The sequence below is a fragment of the Streptomyces eurythermus genome, from assembly GCF_014649115.1.
Classification (GTDB): Bacteria; Actinomycetota; Actinomycetes; order Streptomycetales; family Streptomycetaceae; genus Streptomyces; species Streptomyces eurythermus.
This window is the reverse complement of record NZ_BMSK01000008.1, coordinates 319,911-342,361: the sequence shown is the minus strand read 5'-3', so window position 1 is coordinate 342,361 and position 22,451 is coordinate 319,911. Positions and strand designations below refer to the sequence as shown.

At 72.0% G+C, this 22,451-nt stretch carries 20 protein-coding genes; 6 read left to right on the top strand and 14 right to left on the bottom strand.

What is annotated here, in order from left to right; genetic code table 11:
- Positions 1–63 precede the first annotated feature (63 nt).
- The 5 genes from IE251_RS17825 to IE251_RS17805 all read right to left on the bottom strand — a co-directional run bounded on the left by IE251_RS17825 (position 64) and on the right by IE251_RS17805 (position 6,460).
- Entirely contained in the window at positions 64–2,301 is a 2,238-nt protein-coding gene (locus tag IE251_RS17825; protein ID WP_189753955.1) for a glycosyl hydrolase family 18 protein, read from the bottom strand.
- A gap of 282 nt (positions 2,302–2,583) precedes the next feature.
- A complete protein-coding gene (locus tag IE251_RS17820; protein ID WP_200692358.1) occupies positions 2,584–2,934 on the bottom strand; it encodes a MerR family transcriptional regulator in 351 nt (116 codons plus the stop codon).
- 56 nt (positions 2,935–2,990) lie between these two features.
- On the bottom strand, positions 2,991–4,496 hold the full coding sequence (locus IE251_RS17815) for an MFS transporter (RefSeq protein ID WP_200692357.1): 1,506 nt from the start codon (positions 4,494–4,496) through the stop codon (positions 2,991–2,993).
- A gap of 69 nt (positions 4,497–4,565) precedes the next feature.
- Entirely contained in the window at positions 4,566–5,528 is a 963-nt protein-coding gene (locus tag IE251_RS17810; protein WP_189753953.1) for a hypothetical protein, read from the bottom strand.
- Positions 5,529–5,596: 68 nt separating this feature from the next.
- The gene (locus IE251_RS17805) at positions 5,597–6,460 is read right to left on the bottom strand and encodes a carbon-nitrogen hydrolase family protein (protein ID WP_189753952.1); all 864 of its coding nucleotides are present in this window, start codon (positions 6,458–6,460) and stop codon (positions 5,597–5,599) included.
- A 343-nt stretch (positions 6,461–6,803) separates the two neighbouring features.
- On the opposite strand from IE251_RS17805, the gene IE251_RS17800 reads away from it, so the two are divergent.
- The gene (locus IE251_RS17800; protein ID WP_373302019.1) at positions 6,804–7,679 is read left to right on the top strand and encodes a phosphotransferase; all 876 of its coding nucleotides are present in this window, start codon (positions 6,804–6,806) and stop codon (positions 7,677–7,679) included.
- Between the two features lie 35 nt (positions 7,680–7,714).
- Here IE251_RS17800 and IE251_RS17795 read toward each other — a convergent pair whose 3' ends face one another.
- From IE251_RS17795 to IE251_RS17785, 3 genes are all read right to left on the bottom strand, one after another.
- Positions 7,715–8,077, bottom strand: coding sequence for a DUF3566 domain-containing protein (locus tag IE251_RS17795; protein WP_189754029.1), 363 nt, complete (start codon positions 8,075–8,077; stop codon positions 7,715–7,717).
- A 666-nt stretch (positions 8,078–8,743) separates the two neighbouring features.
- Complete coding sequence (locus IE251_RS17790; protein WP_189753950.1) at positions 8,744–9,700, bottom strand: DUF4331 family protein; 957 nt, start codon at positions 9,698–9,700, stop codon at positions 8,744–8,746.
- Positions 9,701–9,863: 163 nt separating this feature from the next.
- Entirely contained in the window at positions 9,864–10,436 is a 573-nt protein-coding gene (locus IE251_RS17785; RefSeq protein ID WP_189753949.1) for a dihydrofolate reductase family protein, read from the bottom strand.
- A gap of 271 nt (positions 10,437–10,707) precedes the next feature.
- Here IE251_RS17785 and IE251_RS17780 point away from each other — a divergent pair, with 271 nt between their 5' ends.
- Positions 10,708–11,451 carry a class I SAM-dependent methyltransferase gene (locus tag IE251_RS17780; protein ID WP_189753948.1) on the top strand — a complete coding sequence of 248 codons (744 nt, stop codon included), beginning with the start codon at positions 10,708–10,710 and terminating at the stop codon, positions 11,449–11,451.
- 43 nt (positions 11,452–11,494) lie between these two features.
- Here the strand turns inward: IE251_RS17780 and IE251_RS17775 are convergent, their stop codons facing one another.
- The 3 genes from IE251_RS17775 to IE251_RS17765 all read right to left on the bottom strand — a co-directional run bounded on the left by IE251_RS17775 (position 11,495) and on the right by IE251_RS17765 (position 15,519).
- Positions 11,495–12,535 (bottom strand): LacI family DNA-binding transcriptional regulator, encoded by a 1,041-nt coding sequence (locus IE251_RS17775; protein ID WP_189753947.1) that lies wholly within the window; start codon positions 12,533–12,535, stop codon positions 11,495–11,497.
- 83 nt (positions 12,536–12,618) lie between these two features.
- Positions 12,619–14,367, bottom strand: a complete 1,749-nt coding sequence (locus tag IE251_RS17770; RefSeq protein ID WP_189753946.1) for a discoidin domain-containing protein — start codon at positions 14,365–14,367, stop codon at positions 12,619–12,621.
- Between the two features lie 78 nt (positions 14,368–14,445).
- On the bottom strand, positions 14,446–15,519 hold the full coding sequence (locus IE251_RS17765) for a DUF1996 domain-containing protein (protein WP_189753945.1): 1,074 nt from the start codon (positions 15,517–15,519) through the stop codon (positions 14,446–14,448).
- A 204-nt stretch (positions 15,520–15,723) separates the two neighbouring features.
- Between IE251_RS17765 and IE251_RS17760 the strand changes: the two genes are divergently transcribed.
- Positions 15,724–16,122 (top strand): winged helix-turn-helix transcriptional regulator, encoded by a 399-nt coding sequence (locus IE251_RS17760; protein ID WP_189753944.1) that lies wholly within the window; start codon positions 15,724–15,726, stop codon positions 16,120–16,122.
- Between the two features lie 459 nt (positions 16,123–16,581).
- Here the strand turns inward: IE251_RS17760 and IE251_RS17755 are convergent, their stop codons facing one another.
- Positions 16,582–18,060 (bottom strand): MFS transporter, encoded by a 1,479-nt coding sequence (locus IE251_RS17755; protein WP_189753943.1) that lies wholly within the window; start codon positions 18,058–18,060, stop codon positions 16,582–16,584.
- Between the two features lie 357 nt (positions 18,061–18,417).
- On the opposite strand from IE251_RS17755, the gene IE251_RS17750 reads away from it, so the two are divergent.
- The gene (locus IE251_RS17750; RefSeq protein WP_189753942.1) at positions 18,418–18,789 is read left to right on the top strand and encodes an ArsR/SmtB family transcription factor; all 372 of its coding nucleotides are present in this window, start codon (positions 18,418–18,420) and stop codon (positions 18,787–18,789) included.
- Between the two features lie 176 nt (positions 18,790–18,965).
- Here IE251_RS17750 and IE251_RS42105 read toward each other — a convergent pair whose 3' ends face one another.
- A complete protein-coding gene (locus IE251_RS42105) occupies positions 18,966–19,184 on the bottom strand; it encodes a transposase (protein WP_189753941.1) in 219 nt (72 codons plus the stop codon).
- Positions 19,185–19,564: 380 nt separating this feature from the next.
- On the opposite strand from IE251_RS42105, the gene IE251_RS17740 reads away from it, so the two are divergent.
- Entirely contained in the window at positions 19,565–20,194 is a 630-nt protein-coding gene (locus IE251_RS17740; protein WP_189753940.1) for a TetR family transcriptional regulator, read from the top strand.
- 178 nt (positions 20,195–20,372) lie between these two features.
- Here the strand turns inward: IE251_RS17740 and IE251_RS17735 are convergent, their stop codons facing one another.
- On the bottom strand, positions 20,373–21,422 hold the full coding sequence (locus IE251_RS17735) for a LysR family transcriptional regulator (RefSeq protein WP_189753939.1): 1,050 nt from the start codon (positions 21,420–21,422) through the stop codon (positions 20,373–20,375).
- A gap of 183 nt (positions 21,423–21,605) precedes the next feature.
- On the opposite strand from IE251_RS17735, the gene snpA reads away from it, so the two are divergent.
- Entirely contained in the window at positions 21,606–22,295 is a 690-nt protein-coding gene (snpA, locus tag IE251_RS17730) for a snapalysin (protein ID WP_189753938.1), read from the top strand.
- The last annotated feature ends 156 nt before the right edge of the window (positions 22,296–22,451 follow it).

Here is a 22,451-nt window from a genome sequence, read left to right as displayed (position 1 = left end):
GGGCGGGCGGTCCGCCGACCGCCCGCCCGGGAGCCGTACGCGGCGCCGGGCGCCGTGGTCCGGCTACCTCAGTCCGTCGTCCAGCGCGGTCATCAGCTGACCGTTCGGTGTGTCGCCGGACATCTCCCAGACGAAGGCGCCGAGCAGACCCTTGGACTTGAGCCAGGCCGTCTTCTTCCCGATCGACCAGGCGTCGTCGAACGACCACCACTGGCCGCCCGGACCGGTGTAGCCGTACGTCGAGACGGACTGCTCGTCGTGGCGTACGGTCATGGCGGGGAAGCTGGTGATCAGGTTGTGGTAGCCGCGCACCCCGGCCTCGGTGTCGAACTGGCCGGGCGCGGCACCGCCCGCGTCCTGCCACTCACCGGCGGCCCCGCCGTCGGTCACGGCCTGCCAGCCGCGCCCGTAGAACGGGAAGCCCACCGTCAGCTTGCGGGGACTGACCCCGGCGTCGAGATAGACCTTCACCGCGTCCTCGACGCTGAAGTGGAAGGGGTAGGGGTCCTGGGCGTCGGCGTACAGGTTGGAGGCGTGGCCGGTGCGCTTCGGCTCCCAGGAGTTGTCGCTGCCGGCGCCGTGGAAGTCGTATCCCTGGACGTTGGCGTAGTCGAGCGAGTCGAAGATCCGGGTCAGGTCCCAGCCGGCGGCGATCTTCGCGGGGTCGGCCGGGGTGAATGCGGTCAGCAGCCGGTGTTCGCCGCCGAGCGCGTCGAGCTGCTTGCGGAACTCGGCGAGCAGCGCGGTCAGGTTGGCCTTGTCCTGGGTACCGTAGTGGTTGCCCGGATGCCCTTCGGAGCCGGGCCACTCCCAGTCGATGTCGATGCCGTCGAAGATCCCGGCGGCCGTGCCCGGGCCGCCCGCGCCGTTGTAGACGGGCAGATCGCCCTTGATCCACACGTCGACGCAGGACTTGACGAACTTCTCCCTGGAGGCCTGGGTGGCGGCCGCGTCCGAGAAGAACTTCGAGTACGTCCAGCCGCCGAGCGACACCACGACCTTCAGCTTGGGGTACTTGGCCTTGAGCTTCTTCAACTGGTTGAGATTGCCCCGGAGTTTGCCCCAGCCGTCGTCGGCGACCCCGTCCACCGACTGGGCGGCCGACATGGGGCGCGCGTAGTCGGCGTCCGCGTCGCCCGCGCCGGTGCCCTCGTCGGGGTCCTGGGGGTTGGCGGAGACGCCCTTGGTGACCCCCGCCTGGCAGGTGAGGTTCACCGGGTCCAGGTTCTCGAAGGCGTAGTTGACGACGTCGAGCTTGGCCGCGGCGCCCGAGGTGTCCAGGTTCTTCACGAAGTACTGGCGGCCGTAGATGCCCCACTGCGCGAAGTAGCCCACCTTGAGCTGCTTGCCCGGCCCGGCCACGTCGTCGGTGGTGACGGTCAGGGCGTTCGACGCCGGTGAGGTGTTGTCGGCGGTGTCGCGGGCCTTGACGGTGAAGGTGTAGGCGGTGGCCGGGGAGAGCCCGTCGACCGTGGCCGTCGTGGTGTCCGCGCCGACGGACTTCGCCAGCGTGCCGCCGCGGTACACGTCGTAGGCGGCCACCTCCACGTTGTCGGTGGACTTGTCCCAGGCCAGGCCGACGCTGGAGGAGGTCTTGCCGGTGGCGCGCAGCCGGCCGGGCGCGGTCGGCGGTACCGGGTCGGTCGCCGGATCGACGGTCTTGACGGTCACCGGGGCGCTCGCCGGTCCGGCGTTCCCGCGCGTGTCCTTGGCGCGCACGGTGAACGTGTAACTCGTCGCCGGGGTGAGTCCGGTGACGGTGGCCGAGGTGCCGGTCGTGGTGGCCACGGTGTCCGGGCCGCCGAGCACCTCGTAGGAGGCCACGGGGTGGTCGCCGCCCTGCGCGGCGGTCCAGCTCAGCGCGACCGAGTGTGCCGTGACCGCGGTCGTCTTCGGTGTGCCGGGCGCGGTCGGCGGGACGTCGGGGGTGCCGTCGCACTTGTCGCCGTTGACGGTGCAGCCCGTCGGGGCGGCGATCGGCCCGTTGGCGATGAACCAGTAGCTGTACGGTTCGGTGCTGCCGCCGGCCGGGACGCCGGCGTTGTAGAAGGCGTTCTTCACCGTCACGTGCCGGCCGGAGACGGTCGCGTCGCCGTTGTAGTGACCGGTGACCGAGACCCCGGCGGGCAGGTCGAATTCCAGGGTCCAGCCGTTGACGGCGGCCGCGCCGCTGTTGCGGACTACGTAACTTCCCTTCCACCAGGAGCCGTTGTCCTGGCTGGTGAACGTCGCCGTCAGCGTCCCGGCCGCATGGGCGGGGGCGGCGAGCGCGGCGAGCAGCGCGAGCGGCAGGAGCAGCATGGCGCCCAGGGCGGCGGTCCACCGCCGGAACCGGGCACCGTGCCGTGGGGCGCCGGCTCCGGGGCTGCCGGAGAGCGCTCCGGACGGGTTGCCGCGTAAGGGTACGAGCGATGGTCTGCGCCGGTGGAACATGGCTCTCCCTGTGGTCATGGGGTGGTACAGGGGTGAGGTGAACCGTGCGTGCGCGTCGCGCGACCGAGCGCTCTCAACGTAGAAGGTCTGGACCAATGCGTCAACGGCCCGCGTGGGGACGGCCGTTGACGCACGGGCACGTCGCGTACATCAGTGCGGGCGCCGGGCCGCCGGCTGGTCCGCCAGCAGGAATCCGAGCGTGGACAGTTCGTTCACGGTCTCCTGCAGCCGGCTGATGCGCTCCCGGCCCATCCGGACGAGTTCCTCCCCCGCGGCGGCCCATCGGCCGGGGTCGGGACACAGGGGCGGGATGCCGGAGAGGATGGCGGCGCTCTCCTTGAGGGTGATGCCCGCGCGTTGCGCGGCGCGGGCGAGTCTGATCCGGCAGATCGCGTCGACGGTGAAGCGGCGGGCGTTGCCACTGTTCCGGTGGGCGCTGACCACACCGTAACGCTCGTAGAAGCGGACGGCGTTGGCGGTCACCCCCGCGGCGTCGGCCACCTGTCCGACCGTCAGTGAGGCAGGGCACGCTCCGCGGCCGGAGGGCAGGGTGTCGGTCATGAGGCACGTCCCGGGTTCGCTGGTGATTCCGGCCGGTCCAGTATCGCGGGGGTGCGACGCGGGGAGCGCAGCCGCACGGCCAAGGCGAGCGACATCACGACGAGGGCCGCGGCTTGGGTCAGCCGCTGGGCATCGACGATGGTGGCCGCGTACGCGGCTCTGGCCGCCGCTCCCCCGTCGGTCACCGCCGACAGCGAGGCGCCGCCGGTCATCGTGGCCGTCAGCGCCGTGAAGAGCGCGCTGACCGCCGCTGTGCCCAGCCCGTTCGCGACGGTGCTCACCAGCGACAGCAGCGCGGAGGCCGAGGCCAGGTCGGGGCCGTGGAGATCACGGCTGGAACTGGAGATCGTCGGCATCATGACCGCGCCGGTCCCCGCCCCCTGGAAGAACCCGAGCAGCCCGAGCAGCGCGTAGGGGGTGTCCGGCCGGACAACGATCACCTGGACCAGGCCCGATCCGATCGCCAGGCCCAGACCGGTGCCGACGACCAGCCGGGGGCCGTATCGTTCGAGGCAGCGGGCGGCGAACTGCACGCTGATTCCCATGCCGACCGTTCCGGGGACCATCAACGCCGCCGTGACCGACACGCCGTCCGCCCGCAGGATCTGCACGTAGGCGGGCATCAGCACGACCGTGCCGAAGTAGGGGGCCGCGTACAGGGCGAGGACCGCGGCGCCCCGGCCGAACGCCGGGTTCCGCAGCAGGCCGATCCGCAACAGCGGTTCCGGGTGGCTCAGCGCCCGCACCGCGAACACCGTGACCGATCCCGTACCGAGGGCGGCCGTGGTGATCCGCGCCCAGGCCGGGCCGTCCTGCGCGCTGATGCCGTAGGCCACCGCGACAAGGCCCGGAACGAGCAGCGCCGCTCCCAGCAGGTCGGGCCTGCTCCGCCGCCCGTGCGCCGCGTCGGCCGGCAGCCAGGCGAGCGTGCCGAGGGCGCCCAGCAGCGCCGACGGCACGGTGATGAGGAACAGCGGCCGCCATGACCCGGTGCCGAGGAGCAACGCGCCGAGTACCGGGCCCAGGATCGGTCCGATCAGCATCGGCAGGCCGGTGATCGCCATCATCCGGCCGCGGCGCGCGGGCGCGACCGCGCCGAACCCGATCGTCATCCCGAGGGGCGCCATCAGACCACCGGCGAGACCCTGTGCCGCCCGGGCGGCGATCAATTGGTCCAGGCTGCCGAACGCTCCGGCGGCGACGGAGGCGACCGCGAAGCCGAGCAGCGCCGCCAGGTACACCCGACGGGCGCCCCAGCGTGCGGCAAGACCGGCGGCCAGCGGCATCGTCGCCACCATGGCGAGCGTGTACGCGGTGATGATCCACTGGGCGGCGGCCAACGACGCGCCGAACGTCGCCATCAGCCGGGGCAGCGCGACCGCGACGATCGTCGCGTCCAGCACCGCCATCAATCCGCCGGACGCCAGGACGATCGCCGCGCGCACTTCCGCTCTCGTCAACTTGTTCGCCGCGCGCGCTGCCGGCATGGTCAGCTCTCTCATGGCGCCGACGCTAGGCATTCGCCCATAGGCGAACTCAACACGCGTCCATCCGGTGACGGCGGTATCGGTCTACACGGGATTCCCGTTGGCGGCGAGGCGGGCGCTCATGTCCGCGTGGGCGCGCCGGGAGTGGGCGTTGGCCGGGTCGTGGAGGAGGCGGAGGTAGTCGTAGAGGACCTGTACACACTCGTCCCGGGTGGAGTAGGAGGCGTCCGGGGCCAGTTCGAGGTTCTTGGCGACCTCCATCAGCTGTCCGTCGGACGCGGCGTACACCGGGTGCCAGACGAGCTTCACCTGCGGGTGGAGGGCCATGATCACGCGCAGTTGCGGCACTTCCTGCGCGATGAGGACACTGTCGGGGTCGTACGCGCGCAGAAAGATGTGGACGGGGCCGCGGGCGCGGCTCACGAAGGCTTTGGACAGGACGTTCCACATCGGTGTCTTGAGCATCCAGTCGGAGATCAGGGTCAGTTTGTCGACCACACCGCCGAACGGGGTCGCCTCCAAGGGGGTGTGGCCCTTGGCGCGGGCGTAGTCGCTGACCTCCCTGCCGCCCGACCAGAGGGCCATCGTCGGCGTGTCGATCCCCAGGTAGTCGCCGACGACCTTCACCAGCTCCTGGTACCAGCTGTTCGACGCGCGGTGGTCGCGCTGCTCCTGGCGGACGGTGAACTTCGCCATGGCCTCGTCGTTGAGCCGGCCCTGTTCGGCGATGCCCCCGAGGACGAGTTGCCAGGCCACGTCCGTGACATCGGCGGGGAAGCCGGCCTGAGCCATCATGTCGCGGAACGTGCTCCACTCGCCGTGCGCGGTGGGGTCGGCGGCGTTCCGCCGCGCCTCCTCCGTGACATCGGGGTCCGTCTGGCGCTGCACTCTGCGCGTCACGGCCGCGTTGCCCACCGTCCGCTGGAGCACGGCGAGTTCGGCGGGACCCGGGGCCCGGCCGGCACCGGGGTCCCGGGCCGTGTCCTGGGCGCGCCTCCTCGGTGCCGTCCCGGGTACCGGCACCGAGTGTGTCACTGTCTTCCGCACGCCCCAGTCCCCCCACATCGCCGTTCCACCCCGAGACTAGGGCTTCGGCACCGGAAGCTGAAAGGGAATCAGCCGAGCCGGCGCCGGGTCCGGGTGTGCGTGGTCGTGTCACGCAGGTCGCTCAGCATGGGTTCCGCGTCGCGGACGGTACGCAGGGCCTGCGGGTCGAGGTCGGCGGTGACCAGCTCGGGCCGGTCCTCGGTCGCCTCGGCGAGCGGCCGTCCGTCCGGGCCCCAAATGGCGCTTGATCCGCAGGCGTTCCAGCCTCCCGTAGTGCCGATGTGATTGGCGAGCACGGCGTAGCAGGTGTTGTCCAGGGCCCGTGCCGGGAACCATGTGCGTGACTCGTGGTACCCGTTGCCGACACTGAACAGGGCGCCGACGACGTAGGCGTGGCAGCCGTCCAGCGCCGCCGCACGCGCGTGCTCGGGGAAGCCGGAGTCGTAGCAGATGCCCAGTCCCAGGCGCCAGCCCTCCAGTTCGAGGGTGCATCCGGCCGCACCCGCGCGATAGATCTCGCGTTCCGACTTGAACAGGTGCTGCTTGTCGTAGCGGGCGGCGAGTTCCCCGTTCACGTCGATGACCAGTGCCGACACATACAGTTCACCCTGGTCGTGGAACGCGGCGCCGACCACGGCGACCGTGCCGGTCCCCCGGCAGGCGTCGGCGATGGGCTCCAGTCGCGGATCGCCGGGCCGCACGGCGCATCGCTGCGGGTCGGCCCGGATGAGGTCGGGCTCGTAACCGCTGAGGAACTTCTCCGGGAAGACCACGAGCCGGGCCCCGGCCCGGGCGGCGTCCTGGACCATGGCCGCCACGGTGGCCACGTTGGCCTCGACATCGCCGGCCTCGGCCTGCGCCTGCGCGGCGGCTATGCGGAGCGGACGCGAGGGGAGCGGATGGAGGCGGTTCCGGTCTGCGTGTTCTGTCACGGAACTTCACCCTACCGCCGCGCCTCGCTCACCCGCAGCAGCCGCGCCATCTCGACGCCCTCGGTGCTCGGCTCCCGGAGGGCCGGACGGGTACCGGAACGTTGACCGGGACATGCCCCGACTCCGCCCACCGGCCCGGGGAAAGCTGCGGGCCGGGTTCCTTCTGGCCGCCGGGGGCCGTGGCCGCGTAGGGTGCGCGGGTCGTGGTGGAGGAGAGGCGGTCGGTCACGTGGCGTCGACGGTGGTCACGCGGGAGCGGTTGGCAAAGGCGGCGCGGGCCGCGCTGGGCGGCGGGCGGCGGCTGGCGGGGGTCGAACGGGTCACGGGCGGCAGCAAGAAGGGCGTGTACCGCCTGGTGATGGACGACGCGACGACGGCGATCGCCTACCTGTGGGACGACGCCGAGAACTACTGGCCGGCGGCCGAGGGCGACGACGACCCCACCGACCCGTTCTCGCCGGGGCTCGGGCTCGACCTGTTCGAGGCCGCGCACGCGCGGCTGACCGCGCTCGGCGTCCGCGTCCCGGCGATCCGCCTGATCGACCGCGTCGCCGGCGACGGTTCGGCCGGCCTGGCCGTCGTCGAGGACCTGCCGGGCGAGACGCTGGAGCAGCTGCTCGCCCGGGATCCCCGCGCGGCGGCACCGGTCATGGCCCGGCTCGCCGGGGCGCTGGAGGCGATGCGCCGGCACCGCGCACCGGCGTACGGCAAGGTGGCCGTGGTCGACCAGGGCGGCACGGCGCGCGGGTCGTCGTGCGAGGAGGTCGTCCTGGCCCGCGCGCTGCGGGACCTCGCCGAGGCGGCGTCGCGCGACCCCCGGATCGCGGCGGCCCGCGACCTGCTGACCGAACGGCTGCTGCGTCTGGCGGGCGCGGTGCGGCCCCGCGCGGAGTACGCCGTCGTACACGGCGAACTGGGCCCCGACCACGTCCTGGTGGACGCCGACGGAAACCCCGTGCTGATCGATGTCGAGGGCACGATGTACTTCGACGTCGAGTGGGAGCACGTCTTCCTGCGCATCCGCCTGCGCGAGGCGTACGGACCGCTGGCGGTGGCCGGGCTGGACGAGGACCGGCTCGCGCTGTACCTGCTGGCCCAGCGGCTCTCGCTGACGGCGGGACCGCTGCGCCTGCTCGACGGGGACTTCCCCGACCGGGCGGCGATGGCGGGCATCGCCGAGCACAACCTGAACGAGGCCCTGGAACTGCTCCGCGACTGAACGCGCCCGCGCCGGGCCGGCCACCGTCCCGGCGTTCAGTCCGTACGGCGGTCACTCGGTGCCCGGGGCGGGACATGGGTACGCAGACGGCGGCGGGCCCTGGCCATGAGCAGCAGGGTCCGCACATGGGCCGGGGGCGGTCCGGTCAGGGCCTCGGTCACGGCTATCTCGACGCCGCCGCTGTACTGCGCCGACAGGTTGTAGAGGAAGGCGCCCAGCGTCACCAGGCCGGTGCCGAGGACGACTTCCACGGTGACGACTCCGACCGCGACGGCCAGGAAGGTGCTGAACGCGGGCAGGACGTCCGGTGCCATGGCGTTCAGCATGATCCAGGAAACGCCCGCCGTGGCGACCACGAGCACACCGAGCCCGGCCAGCAGGAGGAAGCTCGTCACCATCACGGACCAGGGATCGGCCTCCGACAGCCGCAGCCGTATCGGCCGCCGGCCCGACCCGGGCGCCCCACCGCCGGGCACCCGCCGGCTCCAGGGACCGGAGACCGGCCCGGACCGCCCGGCAGCGGCGGCGACTCCGGGGGAACGAGGCGGATTCGGCGGACCCGGCGGCCCGGGCGTCTGCGGGGACCCGGAGGGACCGGCGGAACCGGCAGATTCGGTAGAACCGGCAGGACCGGCAGGACCGGCAGGACCGGCAGGGACAAGGTGCTCCGGTGCGGTGCTCGTGTCCTCGGGGAGGCCGGGCCGCTTCGGCGGTACGGACTCCCCGTCGGGTATCGGCCTCCCGTCGGTCCCGTCGGGCGGCACCGCGCGCCGGCGTCCCGTCGGTCCGGTCTTCGCGGAGGGGCCGGAGCCGCCGTCCTGCCCGGGTGTCGTCCGTCCGTGGAAGGTGCTGCTGGGCCTGCGCTTGGCTCGGCTCATGCCTGTCTCCCTGACTGGCCCGGCAGCCGGGCCGGGCCGTCCACGCGTCGAACGGGCCATGGCCGACCGCCAGGCGGCCTCTGGGGCCTGCTGGTCCGTGAATCCGACGGTATCGACACTTTTGCCCGTATGCACCCGCGAGTGGTACGCCGGAGGCACCCCAGGACGGAGCCGGACCTCGGTGCGTCAGCCGGTGTGGGGGACGCCGAGGTAGGGGAAAGCGGGGAGCAGATCGGTGTGGGGACCGATGTGGTCGGTGGTGACCTTGCCCGCCGTGAGCATGGCCAGCCGGGCGGAGGTGACGTCGTCGGTGAGGGTACGGCCGTTGGGGTAGGCGGTGGGCTTGCCGCGGTCCAGACGCAGGATGTCCGGCAGTACCGTGCGCAGGGCCTGCTCGGCCGACTGCTCGTCGTAGCCGCCGAAGTGCTGGAGCACCGCCACCCAGGGTGCGCGGTAGGTGTCCCAGTCGTCGGCGGGCTCGCCCGCGTTGTAGGCGTCCTTGACGTCGTCGGCGTTGAAGTAGGCGGTCAGGGAGGGGTGGGCGCCGCGGTCGACGGACTTCAGCCGTCCGTCCCGGCGCACGCTCACCCGCGCCCACACCCCGATCACGGGGTCCGTGCCCAGTTCCGCGTGCGGCATCTCCAGCACGATGCCGAAGACGTTCTTGTCGGCGCCCCAGTCCACGCCGGTCCATTGGAACTTCTTGACGATGCCGTCCAGGTCGGCGAAGAACGGGTCGCTGCGGAACCCGGCGAAGAAGGTGTACGGCCCGGACTCGGCCACCTGGGCCTCGGTACCGAGGCTCACGGGCACGTCGGTGAAGAGCGTCCGCCCGGCGGCCTCGTGCTCGCGCGCCTGGTCGCCCTCCGCCCGGTGGACGGTGACGGTCTGCCGTCCGTCCTCCGACGGGGAGAACACGAAGCTGAACGCCACGTCGGCCCGGTGATCTCCGTCGGTGTCCACATCGATGCGGTAGACCGCGTCCGGGTGGAAGGCCTGGCCACCGGTCGGTGCGACCGGGTTCACGTTCATGATCAGCACGGTCCGGTCACCGGGCGCGGTGAAGGCGAACAGGTCGGTCAGGTCGAGCCGGGCGTCGTCCATGGGTGAGCGGAGGTCGGGGCCGCTGAGGTGATGAGACATACGCCGAGCATCCACACGGGAGTGTGCCGGAGGCCGGTGGCGCAGCTGCGCCCTGCCGGAAATCACACTGTCGGCGTGTTGCGGCGGGCGCTGCGCTGTCCGGGTGATGCGGCGGGCGGCGCCCGGGTGGGCTCCGCCGGGGCCGGTACTCGTAGGGTGCGGGTCAGCGTACGACGTCGAAGACGTTCTTCTGGATGCCGTTGGCGTAGGTCTCGTGCTCGACCAGCTTCAGCTTCTGGGCGTCCTTGTCCGTGGCGCTGAACAGCCGCTTGCCGGCGCCGAGCAGGAGCGGGAAGACGAGCAGGTGGTAGCGGTCGATGAGGCCGGCGTCGGAGAGGCTCCGGTTCAGGGCGGCACTGCCGTGGACGATGATCGGGCCGCCCTCGGTGGCCTTGAGCGCGGCGACCTCGTCGAGGGAGCGCAGGATCGTCGTGTCGCCCCAGTCCGACACCAGGTCGGCCTCGGTGAGGGTGGTGGACACGACGTGCTTCGGCATCTCCTTGTACTCGGCGAACTCCGCCATGGCGGGCCACACCGGGCTGAACGCCTGGTAGCTGACCCGGCCCAGCAGCATCGCGCCGGCCTCCTGCTGCTCCCGGCCCTTGATCTCGAATGCCTCGGGCAGGAACTCGACGTCCTTGAAGGTCCATCCGGAGTTCCGGTAACCGGGCTCGCCGCCCGGGGCCTCCACCACACCGTCGAGCGAAACGAAGGCCGTGCTGATCAGGGTGCGCATCTGGGGTTCCTCGGTATCTCGTCATCGGTTGTCGCGGATGATCATGATGACAGCCGCGCCGAACAGTTCGTGATCTTTGACTGTGGAGCACGCGAAAACTCATCGGCCGGTGTACGGCACGAGTCGCGGACCCCGTCAACAACCGCCCGCCGGACGCGCTGTCGGGGGAATTCACGCCACCGTGCGGCCCGGTGGCGGCGTCGTGTGCCAGGCTGCCACCGACCGTGCCGCTTCCCCGTCCGGGCCCGTTCCAGTGCAGGAGGCACCGCCCTTGACCGCAGACGAAGAGCCGCTTGGCTGGGACACCACCACGGTTGCCGAGGCCTACCGGGACCGCGACATGCGGCTCGCCGAACGGCTGATCTTCCCCGCCGTGCTGCGCCGGCTCGCGGGGCGGGCCGGGCCCGGCCGGCTGGCCCTGGACATCGGATGCGGCACCGGCGCGGTCGCGGCGCGGCTCGCGAGCGCCGGGGAGTGGGAGGTCCAGGGTGTCGATCCCTCGGCCGGCATGCTCGGCATCGCCCGCGCGGACCGCCCCCACCCCCGTGTCTCCTACCGGTTGTTCGACGGCCGCGCCCTGGACTGGCTCGCCGACGACAGCGTCGACGCCGCCGTGTGCTGCCTGGTGTACTGCACCGACCCGGACGACGAACGGCTGGCTGCCCTCACCGCCGAGATCCGCCGGGTGCTGCGCCCCGGTGCGCCGTATCTGCTGGCCGACCTCAACCCGGCGGCGACCGGCGTGGCCTTCTCCACGCTGCGCCACGGGGAGCCGGGGGCGGTCTACGGCGACGGCGACACCGTGCCCACGCTGCTGAGGCTGCGCGACGGCACGATGATGACGAGCACCACGTACTACCGCTCCCTCGACCGGTACCGGCGCTTCCTGGCCGAGGCCGGCTTCCCCTCCCCCGCCGTCGAGCTGCCCACGCTCCCCGCCGCCGGCCCGGGTGCGTCGGCGGTCCCGGCGGAGATCCGGACCGCGCCGTACATGGTCCTGGCGACCCACGCGTGACCCGGCCGGCTCCCGGTGCGGGGCCGCGCGCCGGCGGGTGGTGTCAGGCGGATTCCCGTACGACCAGCTCCGGGTCGAACAGGACCGACGTGGGCTCGGTGCGGGTGCCGTGGATGTGTTCGTCCAGCAGGCGGGCCATCTCGGCGGCCATGTCCTCCACTGGCTGGCGCACGGTGGTCAGACGGGGGTGCCGGTCGACGGCGGCCGTGGAGTCGTCGAAGCCGACGACCGCGACGTCCTCCGGCACCCGCCGGCCGTGTTCCCGCAGCGCCTGGCAGGCGCCGCGGGCCATGAGGTCGTTGGCCGCGAACACCCCGTCCACGTCCGGGTGTTCGGCGAGGAGACCGGCCATGGCCGCGAGCCCGCTGTCGTAGGTGAAGCCGCCCTCGGCGACGGGGACGCGGGTGTGGCCCCGCCGGGCGAGGGCGTCCCGGAAGCCGGCCAGCCGCTCCTGCCCGGCGGGGACCGTGAGGGGACCGGAGATGGTGGCCGGCCGGCGGCAGCCCCGGGCGAGCAGGTGTTCGGCGGCGAGCCGGCCGCCGTCCCGGTGGGCCAGATCGACATGGCTGAGCGGGACGGGACGGGCGGGACGGGCGAACAGGACGGCGGGCAGCGCCGCGTCGGCGAGGAGCGCGGGCAGCGGGTCGTCGGCGTGGCTGGAGACCACCAGAGCGCCGTCGGCCCGGCCCTGTCTGAGGTAGGTGAGCACTTCCTCGCGGGCGGCGGCGGACTCGGCGAACATCAGGACCGGGTGGACCGAGCGGGGGCGGAGGTAGCCGACGATGCCCGCGACCACCCGTCCGAAGAACGGGTCGGCGAACACGCGGGCGGCGAAGGCGGCTTGGGCCTCCTCGGAGGTGTCCCCGGCGCCGGAGACCACCAGCGCGACGGCCTCGGCCCGCCGGGTGACCAGGGAGCGGGCGGCCCGGTTGGGTGCGTACCCGGTGCGCCGGATGGCCTGTCGGACCAGCTCCTGGATCGCCGGGTCCACGTTGCGTACGCCGTTGACGACCCGGGAGACGGTGGCCCGGGAGACGCCGGCCTCCCGGGCGACGTCCTCCAGGGTCGGGGCCTGTCTGCTCATGTCCCGCACCCTAACGGCCTGTCGGGCGGTGCCGGTAGAGCGCTCTCCCGGGTCCCGGTCGGCCGACGCGCGCCGGGTGGCGGTCAGCCGTAGACGCCGAACTCGTACAGCGAGTAGCCCCAGCCCGTGCCGCGGGTGGTGCCGCTGACGCGGACGTACCGGCCGGTGCCGCTCACGTCGAGGTCGTCGACGCCGCCGTTCCCGTCCGTCACGGTCCGCACGGTCCGCCAGGTCTGGCCGTCGTCCGAGGTCTGCACGGTGTACGCCTTGGCGTAGGAGGCCTCCCACAGCAGCTGGACATGGCGGAAGGCGGTGCGGGTGCCGAGGTCGACCCGGATCCACTGGGGGTCGCTCCAGTCGCTCGCCCAGCGGGTGCCCGGGTCGCCGTCCACGGCGTTGGCGGCGGGGCAGGGGCAGTCGCCGTAGCCCGGCTGGAAGGAGGAGGCCGTGGCGGGCTTGCCGAGGGCGAGGTCGGTGCCGTTCACCGGGGGCGGGACGACCCGGACGGACCGGGTCTCGACGCCGACGTTGCCGTGGCCGTCCTTGGCCTTCACATAGACCTTCCACACGCCGGGCCGGTCGGGCGCGGTCACCTTCAGCCGGCCGCCGCCGAGGTCGGTGAAGGGCAGCGAGGTGAGGTTCCGGTTCTGGTCGATGTACGCGCTGCTGTCCAGGACCTCGTAGCCGACCGGGTCGCCGTCGGGATCGGCGGCGCGGACGGACAGGGTGAGGTCGCGGCCGGCCGGGACCGCGCCCGCGTCGCCCTCGACGGTCAGGTCCGTGATCACGGGCGGGGTGTTGTCGTGTGTGGTGTCCCCGCCGTAGGCGCGTTTGACCGCGTAGTACGAGAGCCGTTTTTCGCCCGCGGGCAGCAGGTTGAACCAGATGCCGCCGAAGTCGTACTCGGTGCCGTAGTGGAACATCGTGGCGCCGAGCGCGACGCCCTGGTGCCCGGTGACGCAGCCCCAGGCGCGGGTGTATCCGTCGGCCTTGGCCCGGTCCGAGGGTTCGAGCGGCACTCCGTTGGCGTCGTCGGGCACCTCCCACTCGCCGGCCGGGCCGGTCTCGGTGACGATGTAGGGCTTGGTGTAACCGCCCTGCTCCCAGGCGGACTTCAGACCGCAGACGGCGTTGTAGGCATTGACGGCGTACAGGTCGAGGTCGGGGGCGTTCTTCTTGAGGTAGGGCCAGGCGCCGGCCCAGGCGTCGGTGGAGGTGACCGGGTGGTCCGGGTCGATGGCGTGGATCTTCTTGGTGACGTCGTTGACGAAGGTGGTGTAGGCGTCGCGCTGGCGTTCCAGTTCGGTTCCGCTGTAGCAGTTCTGCAGACCGAGGACCGATTCGTTGCCGACGTCCCACATCAGTACGCCGGGGTTGTCCTTGTAGGTGCGTACCCACGTGGGGAACTCGTCGAGCATGCGGTTCTTGTAGGCGGTGTCGGCCACGTAGTCGACGCAGCCGCCGCTGCCGGGTCCGCCGCCGGGCTGGAGCCAGAAGCCGGCGATGACCTTGATGCCGTGCGCGGCGGCGGAGTCGAACAGCGGCTCGCTCGTGGCGTCGGTGCCCCAGGTGCGGACGGTGTTGACGCCCATGGACCTCAGGTCGGCCAGGTACCGGTCGGCGTCGGCCGGGGACGGGCCCCAGGTGAGGCCCTTGATCCGGTACGGCTGTCCGTCCACGGTGAGCTGCCAGGCGCCCTGGCCGCCGGTGACCTTGACGACGCTGCCGGCCGCGTGTGCCTGGGCGGCCGGCAGGGCGGTGAGGGCGCAGACGGCCAGCGCTCCCGCGGTGAGGGGCGCGACGAGGCGGCGGGTGCAGGGTGGTGGTCTCATGGCGGGGTCGCGTCTCCGGGGGTGTCGGCGGGCGTGGTGGTGGTGTGCGGTGGGGGTGCGCGCTGGTTTTGGAGTGCGTCAGGGCAGGCGGTAGTCGGCGTTCAGGGCGGCGCCGACCTCGGGGTGGGTCTGGTCGTAACCACGGGCGTCGCACTGGAGTCCGCCGACCACGCAGTGGTCCACCAGCGCCTTCAGCGTGCGCTCGTCCCAGGCGTTGAAGAAGTCGTAGTGGAAGCTGTGGCCGGTGCCGCTGGACAGCCGTACCCGGGACAGGTCGCCGTTGACGGGGAACGCCATCTTGAACTCGATCATCGGCAGGGCCACCGGGTGATCGGCGGGGCAGACGTTGTCGTTGGTGCCGGGTCTGACCACGGGGTAGGCCATGTGGCCGCGGTGGTCGGGGGTGTCCAGGTATCTGCCGTCCCAGCAACTGGGCGCCTGGAAGCGGATGTTGAGCTGGACGTCGGCGCGGTTCGGGCAGGTGGCCGGGAACTCGGTGTTGAAGTAGCTGTCGCCGCACTCCCAGCCCTCGACGAATCCGGGGTGGTGACGGAAGGCGTCGGCGCTCTGCGTCGGGTCGCCGACGACGAACCTGAGGCCCTTGGGGAAGGGCCGCACGCTCGTGTAGTCGGTGACGCCCGCCTTGTAGTAGATGGTCTGCGGGCCGACGGGCAGGACGGGCCGGTCCCCGTCGTACAGGGTGGGCATCCAGTAGCCGGACAGGTCCCCGGGGGCCTTGCAGGTGGTGGTGCCCGCGCTCAGCGAGGCGGTCGTACTGTACGCGTCGGTGGTGGTGTTGCCCATGAACGTGTGGTCGTGGGACGCGCCCGGCCGCTGCGGGTAGGCGATCGGATCGTCCGACTTGGTGTGACTGACCGCGCAGTTGGCCTGGAACTCGTGGAAGTAGCGGTGCGGCGGGTTCTGGGTGGACGGGGTGACGCCGGTGACCGGCGGGACGGCGGGGATGTAGCCGTCGCCGTCGGGGTCCTCGGGGGAGGCGGCCGTCGATACGGCCGTGGTGTGGCCGCCGTGACCGGTTCCGCCGGCGGTGTGCGGGGCGGGCGACGCGGCGACCGTGGTGACGCCGAGCGAGGCCAGCGCCACGGCGGCGGTGACCAGCGCACCCGGGAGGAACTGCGATCTCCGTGACATGGGGGACTCCTTGAAGCGGGGAAGGAGAGGTCGTACGGAGGCGATGGGAGAGCGCTCTCCCACCGCTGGAGTGTTGGGGCGGCGACGGGAGGGTGTCAAGGGAGACGACCGAACACGTCGACGACCGCACCCTCCCCCGGACGCACGATGTGGGGCGGTGGCCGGTTTCGGTAACGTTGGCCCTCCGTGGAAGGAGGCACGTCAATGTCACGGAGTTCGGCCCGTCTTGCCGAGGCCATGCAGGTCGAGGCCTGCCCGGTCACCGAGGTGCTCGACCACGTCGCCGGCAAGTGGAGCATCGGCATCCTGATCGCCGCCGCCCACGGCCCCATCCGCTTCACCGAGATCGAGCGCGCCGTCAACGGCATCAGCCGGCGCATGCTCACCCTCAACCTGCGCCGGCTGGAACGGGACGGACTCCTCGTCCGCACCGTGTACCCGACCGTCCCGCCCAAGGTGGAGTACGACCTCACGCCCATGGCCCGCGAGTTGTACGCCTCGCTGACCGGACTGGTGGACTGGGCCGAGCGCCACCGTTCCGCCATCGCCCAGGCCCGCGCCGCCTACGACGCGGCGGAGGAGCGGACGGCGGACGCCGTCTGAACGTGCGGGCGCCGGCCTGACCGGTGGGCGCCGTCTCAACCGGCGGGCCGGGGCCGAAGGGGCACTCCCCCGGCGGTCGGGCCGGTGTCGACGGCGACTTCGCGACCCGGCCGGTGCTCACGGCAGGCCCCCGGCGGTCGGGCCGGCGCAGTCGCCCGCGCCGTACTCGACGCCGGTCGGGGCGTCATGCCACGCCTGCCAGGAGGGGCTCCGGTCCGACGGCGGCCCGGCCGTAGGTCCGGTCGATGCGGGCGGCCAGGTTTCCCGGTACGAGCTTGTACTCCTGCGCGCCGACCGATTCGAGGACGACGGCGGCGAAGGCACAGCCGAGTTCGGCCGCGCGCCGGTGGGGCAGTCCCCAGGCGAGGCCGGCCAGGAAGCCGGCGCGGACGGGGCCGGACGGCGGGCGGGGAGCCGAGCGGGGGTCTTCCGGTCCCCCGGTGCCCGCCGTCCGGGGGTTCAGCGGGCCGCGAGGGCACCTTCCTCTTCGCTGCCGGGCGCGGGCACGGCGGCGGGTGCCGGCTGCCGCCTCAGGCCGAGCGTGACGAGCAGACCGACGACCATGCCGGCCGCGGTGAGCATCACGACCAGGAACTCGCCGTCCGCCCGCGCCGCCTTCAGCGCCTGGCCCGCCTTGCCGTCCGTGCCGATCTCGGCGATGACGGTGAAGACCGCCAGGCCGATGGCGTTGCCGATGTTCAGCGCGGTCGAGGCGATGCCGTTCGCCACGCCCTGCTCCTGCGGGGCGGTGCCGGTGGCGGCGGCGATCCACATCGCGGTCCAGACGATGCCCTGGCCGACGCCGGACACGATCAGGCCGGGCACCAGCACGGCGTAGCTCGCGTCGGCGTCGAAGCCGAGGGCGAGGCCGGCCGTGCCGACGACACCGACGACGAAGCCGATGATCAGCGTGGTGCGAGTGCCGATCCTGCTGGCGAACCGCTCGCCGAGCTGGGTGCCCGTGGCGATCGCGAGCGACGGGATCAGGAAGCCGAGGCCGGTCTGCAGGGCGCTGTAACCGTGCACGCTCTGCATCAGGACGGTGAGGAAGTACGGCAGGACACCGAAGGTCGCCATGTAGAGGAAGGTGACCAGCATGCCCACGGTGAGGTTGCGGTTGTTGAACAGCCGGAACGGCATCAGGGGGTCGGAGCTGCGCGACTCGACCACGGCGAACAGCGCGAGCAGCACGACGGCGAGGACGAACGCACCGACCACCAGGCCGTCGCCCCAGCCCCGCTCGGGACCCTCGACGAGGGCGAACACCAGCAGCGTGGCACCGCCGGTGACGGTGAGGGAGCCGGGGAAGTCGAACTTGCGGCGCTCGGTGCGGGCCGGGTCACGCGGGATGACGAACAGGGCGCACAGGGCGATCAGGCCGCCGAAGGGGACGTTGACGAAGAAGACCGACGGCCAGCCGAAGTTCTCCGTCAGCACACCGCCGAGGAGGGCACCGATGGTCAGGCCGCTGGCCCCGGCGCCGCCCCAGACCGCGAGGGCCCGGTTCCGCCTGGGGCCCTCCTCGAAGAGGGTGTTGATCAGCGACAGGGTGGACGGCAGCAGCAGGGCACCGGCGATGCCCTGGACGGCACGGGCCACGACGATGACCTCGGGGCCGGTCGCGAGACCGCCGGCCAGCGACGACACGGCGTACATCGTGAGGGCGAGGACGAACATCCGGCGCCGGCCGAGCAGGTCCGCCGCGCGCCCGCCGAACAGCAGGAAGCCGCCCGCGAAGACGACGTAGGCGCTGATCACCAGCTGCTGGGTCTGGCCGGGGAAGCCCAGCTCCTGGCCGATCTCGGGCAGCGCCACGAACACGATGTTCAGGTCGAGGCCGTAGAGCAGCTGCGCGAGGGCCAGCAGCGTCAGGATCCAGCCCAAGTGACGTGGGGCGCCGCCCGGGCTTCCTTGGTTCAGCGCTGATGCAGAGGACATGGCAGAAGGGCCCTTCCGGATCTGGTGGTGTGGTTCGTGGAGCTGGGGAGCGTGCGCTCTCTCATGGCTTGGAAGCCCGGGCGGCGCGCCCGGCGGCCCGGACGGCACCACATCACTACGACTGTTCGCATTCTTACGTACGTTGCTTTGTTCGGCAACCTTAGTACAGTCGAACCATTGCGGCCCGCCGAACGGTCCGGCCGGGCGGGCGCGCCGAGAGGAGAACCATGCGGACGATGAGCTTCCGAGGGGAGCCGGGAGGGGTGTCGGGACGGCGGCCCGACACCCGGGAAAGGCGCCAACGATCCGTAAGCGCCCAGGTGATGGAAAGTTTGAATATCGCGGTACTGTGGGAATATGAGCCGCCATCCAGACCGCGACCAGATCCGGATCGAAAGCGTCCTGTCCGCGCTGGGCAGCCCTGTACGACTCGCCGTCGTCCGTGTACTCGACGCGGGCGGGGAACACAACTGCGGCAGCGTCCTCGGGCTGCTGGGGATCACCGCCAAGTCCACGATGACGCATCACTGGCGCGTCCTGCGCGAGAGCGGTGTCATCTGGCAGCACCCCTCCGGCAGGGAGAACCTGTTGTCCCTGCGCCGCGACGACCTCGACGCGCGCTACCCGGGCCTCCTGGACGCCATCCTGGCGGGGGCCGACGGCGACGAGGCGCTGGAGAAGGCCCGGCGCCTGATGTCCGTCGGCGGACGGGACCGCTCCGAGACCTGACCCTCGCATCCGGGACCGGCCCGGCCCACGCCTCCCCCACAGCGGGTGCGCAGCACCGCGACCTGTCGTCACCGCGACCCCTGTGAGGAGCCGCCCCGTGCGATTCGGCATCTACAGCGTCGGAGACGTCACTCCGGATCCGGCCACGGGCCATGTCCTGAGCGAGCACGAGCGGATCAAGTCGATGGTCCGGATCGCGTCTCCGGACCGGACGAGCGGTGATGGACTGCCGGTATGCGCGTCCGCACACGGCGCTCCCTGTCCGCGCACCAGGAATCCACCAGCGGCAGACTCCAGTTCACGGGTACGCAGCCGGCCTCGGTGGCCAGGAAAAGCCCGATCGCCGGAAGGCAGTTGTCCGGCCGACCCAGACCGGTGTCGAAGCGCCGGTGCACGCCCGCGGAGTGCACACCGCGTTGGGAAAAATACCTTCTCAAACGTCAATTCCGAGGAGCGGTCGACGCCTTTCCAACCCCTCCCCGCCACCCGCGGGAAAACATCGGTGGCCGCCGACACCGCATCGTCCGGCCGGGCCGGGCAACGCACACCACCGGGCCGGTCGGGCGCACCGTGCCCGTTGAGCCGTGGGGGACGGAAGTGATCCGGCCAGCCGGCCGCGCCTTGCCGTATGACCGGCGCACCTTCCTTATAGGGGAGGTGGTGAGCGGTGTCGGTTTCGGACAGCTCATCTCACTCCGCTTGTGGGCCCCGCAGCGTTAAGAAAGGATTTCTCAGGGGTGATTCGTCGAACCATTCCGGAGCACGAAGGGGCACCGTGATCAAGCAAGACAGAGCACGCAGGACTCATGAGTCACTGCTCGACGCGGCAGCGGGAGAGTTCGCCCGGCATGGGTACACGGGTGCGAATCTGCAACGTGTGGCTCAGGAAGCCCATATGACAAAGGGCGCCTTGTACGCGCACTTCGCGTCGAAGCGGCTCCTGGCCAAGGCACTGACCGGACCCTTCGAGCAGGCATGGCGGGAACTGCTGACGCAGGTCGAGCAAGGTCCCGCCGCACCGACGGAGAAACTGCGCCTCCTCGCCGTCAGGCTGGCCGAACGGCTGCAGACGGATCTGCGTTTCCGCGCCGGGTTCCACCTGTCCAGCGAGGCCGCCCGCGCCCAGGGCCGGCTGCCGCGGGTGGCCCAGGACCTGTGCGGCACGGTCGCGACCCTCATGGCACAGGCCCGTGGGCAAGGACAGCTGACGGCGGCCCAGGATCCGGAACGCATGGGGAAGTTGCTGCTGGCCCTGATGTTCGGCGTCTACTACTCGACGCCCGAATGCCGGATGGATCGCTTCGGCGAACTCCTGTGCACGGCATGGTGGCAAGCGCTGAGCGCCGCACAGCCGGCCCCGCCCGCCCGGCAGCAGGACACACCCGCGCCCTGCCATCAGGCCTAGCGGGGACACGGGCCGCGTGAGCCGAGGGTCGCCGGGGGCCACGCGGCACGGTCACGACGACCACCCGCCCGACGGCCGCCCGCGCGGCGGTACTTGGGAGGCGGCCGTTCGCGGGCGGTCCCCGGGGAGGTGACCGGCTCCCTGTGCCGGAACCGACCGGGCCCGCCCGGAGGTTCGCCTACCCCGCGTGCGCGTCGGCCGCCAGGGGCCGCGGCCTGTGGGCCGGTGGTGTGGCCGGGGCCGGGTGGTGCGTGGGCGGGCGGTCCGGCACACCGGGGGTCCCCGGTGTGGCGACCGCCGCGTGCGCGCGCCCGAGCCATTCGCGGTACGCCGGCGCCTCCCACGCCACCGTCCAGTAGGCCTCCTCCAACTCCGGGTAGACGCCGTCCAGTTCCCGCTCCGTACGGGCCGCCAGCAGCAGCCGTACCCCGATCGGATCGCCCTCCAGGGGACGGATCGCGAGATCGGGACGCACCGGGGCGGTCGGCTGGCTGACCGTGACCACCTCGCCGCTGGCTGCCAGCGAGTACGCGGTGAGGTAGTCGCCGTGCAGCATCTCGGAGTCGAGGCCCGCCGCGCGCAGCACCCGGCACAGGGCGTCCCACTCGCCGTCGACCGTGGAGTCGACCATCCAGCGGTCGCCGGCCAGGTCGGCGAGGCGCACCCGGGGCCGCGAGGCCGCCGGATGGTCCGCGGCGAGCGTGACGAACTGCGGTTCGCGCTCGACCAGCACCCGCAGGCACAGCCCCGGCGGCACCCGCAGGGGACTGCCCTCGACCTCGTGCACGAAGGCCATGTCGAGCCGGCCGGCCGCGACCATGCCCAGCAGCGCGTTGGCGGACACGCTCATCTGCAGCGTCGGCTCGATCCCCGGGCGGCGGGCCCGCAGCAGTCGCAGCCAGCCCGGGATGGCCCTGCTGGCCGTGGCCCCGAGGCGCAGTTGGAACCCGCCGGCGGCGCGGGCCGCCGCCGCCCTGGTCTCGGTGACGATCGCCGCGAACTCCGCCACCAGCGGCCTGGCCCGGCTGAGCACCGCCAGCCCCAGCGGGGTGGGCCGGCAGCCGGTGCGGGCGCGTACGAAGAGCTGAGCGCCGAGCGCGCGCTCGATCCGCCGTAGCTGGGTGCTCAACGAGGGCTGTGCCAGGCCGAGTTCCCGGGCCGCTTTGTGCAGGCTGCCGGTGTCGGCGATGGCGCAGAGCACACGCAGATGTCGCACCTCCAACTCCATGGGGGGAGCGTAGGGCGGCACGGAACACGACACCAGATGTTCAAGTGACAAGGAAAGCGGACGAGTCGGTCGGCGATAGCCCGGGGCTATCCCCAAGTGCCATCATTCCCCGCCGCGTTGGGCTGCCCGAGACTCACTGGCAACCGATCGTTCAACCCCACAGGACGAGAAGGAGCCCTCCCCATGGCGTCGTTCCGAAACAGCACCGGGTCGAAGAGCACCAGGAGACTTCTGGGCCTGGCCCTCGGCCTCGGGCTGGCCTCCGCCGCGCTCGGCACCGCGAGCCCGGTCAGCGCGCAGGACACCGCCGCGGCACCCGCCCGTACCGTGGCCGCCGGCTACGTGGGCAGCGCCGAGGACGCCGGCACCAAGGCGTTCTTCGACGCCGTGATGAAGTCGGTCGCCAAGCGGCAGGCCGAGCAGCCCTCGCTGAAGGTGGTGACCGTCTACTACAACGCCTCCCAGGCCCCGAGCTTCCGCAGCCAGATATCGAGCTCCGCCTCGATCTGGAACAGCTCCGTGTCGAACGTCAAGCTCCAGGCGACCTCCAGCGGCGGCGACTTCGCCTACTACGAGGGCAGCGACTCGCGCGGGTCCTACGCCTCCACCGACGGTCACGGCCGCGGCTACATCTTCCTGGACTACGCGCAGAACCAGCAGTACGACTCCATCCGTGTCACCGCCCACGAGACCGGCCATGTGCTGGGCCTGCCCGACCACTACAGCGGGCCGTGCAGCGAGCTGATGTCGGGCGGCGGCCCCGGCCCCTCCTGCACCAACCGCTACCCGAACACCACCGAGCGCTCCCGGGTCAACCAGCTGTGGGCCTACGGTCTCACCAAGGCTCTCGCGCAGGTGAACAAGGCGGGCTGAGCACGAGGAGACACACGGGCCGGCTCCCCCGCGGCCGGCCCGCCACGGACCGCGGCACACAACCCGCGGTCCGTGGCACCTTTCGCCGCGGCCCGCGGAGCTCCGGAGTGAACGGGCGGGGCCCGCGTACCGGAAGGCCGTGGATAGCATCGGCCT

Bases quoted from the DNA above. Each gene is read 5' to 3' on its own strand.
- IE251_RS17825 (WP_189753955.1), bottom strand. From the start codon at position 2,301: ATGCTGCTCCTGCCGCTCGCGCTGCTCGCCGCGCTCGCCGCCCCCGCC.
- IE251_RS17815 (WP_200692357.1), bottom strand. From the start codon at position 4,496: ATGAGAGAGCTGACCATGCCGGCAGCGCGCGCGGCGAACAAGTTGACG.
- IE251_RS17795 (WP_189754029.1), bottom strand. From the start codon at position 8,077: ATGGTGACGAGCTTCCTCCTGCTGGCCGGGCTCGGTGTGCTCGTGGTC.
- IE251_RS17790 (WP_189753950.1), bottom strand. From the start codon at position 9,700: ATGTCTCATCACCTCAGCGGCCCCGACCTCCGCTCACCCATGGACGAC.
- IE251_RS17785 (WP_189753949.1), bottom strand. From the start codon at position 10,436: ATGCGCACCCTGATCAGCACGGCCTTCGTTTCGCTCGACGGTGTGGTG.
- IE251_RS17775 (WP_189753947.1), bottom strand. From the start codon at position 12,535: ATGAGCAGACAGGCCCCGACCCTGGAGGACGTCGCCCGGGAGGCCGGC.
- IE251_RS17770 (WP_189753946.1), bottom strand. From the start codon at position 14,367: ATGAGACCACCACCCTGCACCCGCCGCCTCGTCGCGCCCCTCACCGCG.
- IE251_RS17765 (WP_189753945.1), bottom strand. From the start codon at position 15,519: ATGTCACGGAGATCGCAGTTCCTCCCGGGTGCGCTGGTCACCGCCGCC.
- IE251_RS17760 (WP_189753944.1), top strand. From the start codon at position 15,724: ATGTCACGGAGTTCGGCCCGTCTTGCCGAGGCCATGCAGGTCGAGGCC.
- IE251_RS17755 (WP_189753943.1), bottom strand. From the start codon at position 18,060: ATGTCCTCTGCATCAGCGCTGAACCAAGGAAGCCCGGGCGGCGCCCCA.
- IE251_RS17750 (WP_189753942.1), top strand. From the start codon at position 18,418: ATGAGCCGCCATCCAGACCGCGACCAGATCCGGATCGAAAGCGTCCTG.
- IE251_RS17735 (WP_189753939.1), bottom strand. From the start codon at position 21,422: ATGGAGTTGGAGGTGCGACATCTGCGTGTGCTCTGCGCCATCGCCGAC.
- snpA (WP_189753938.1), top strand. From the start codon at position 21,606: ATGGCGTCGTTCCGAAACAGCACCGGGTCGAAGAGCACCAGGAGACTT.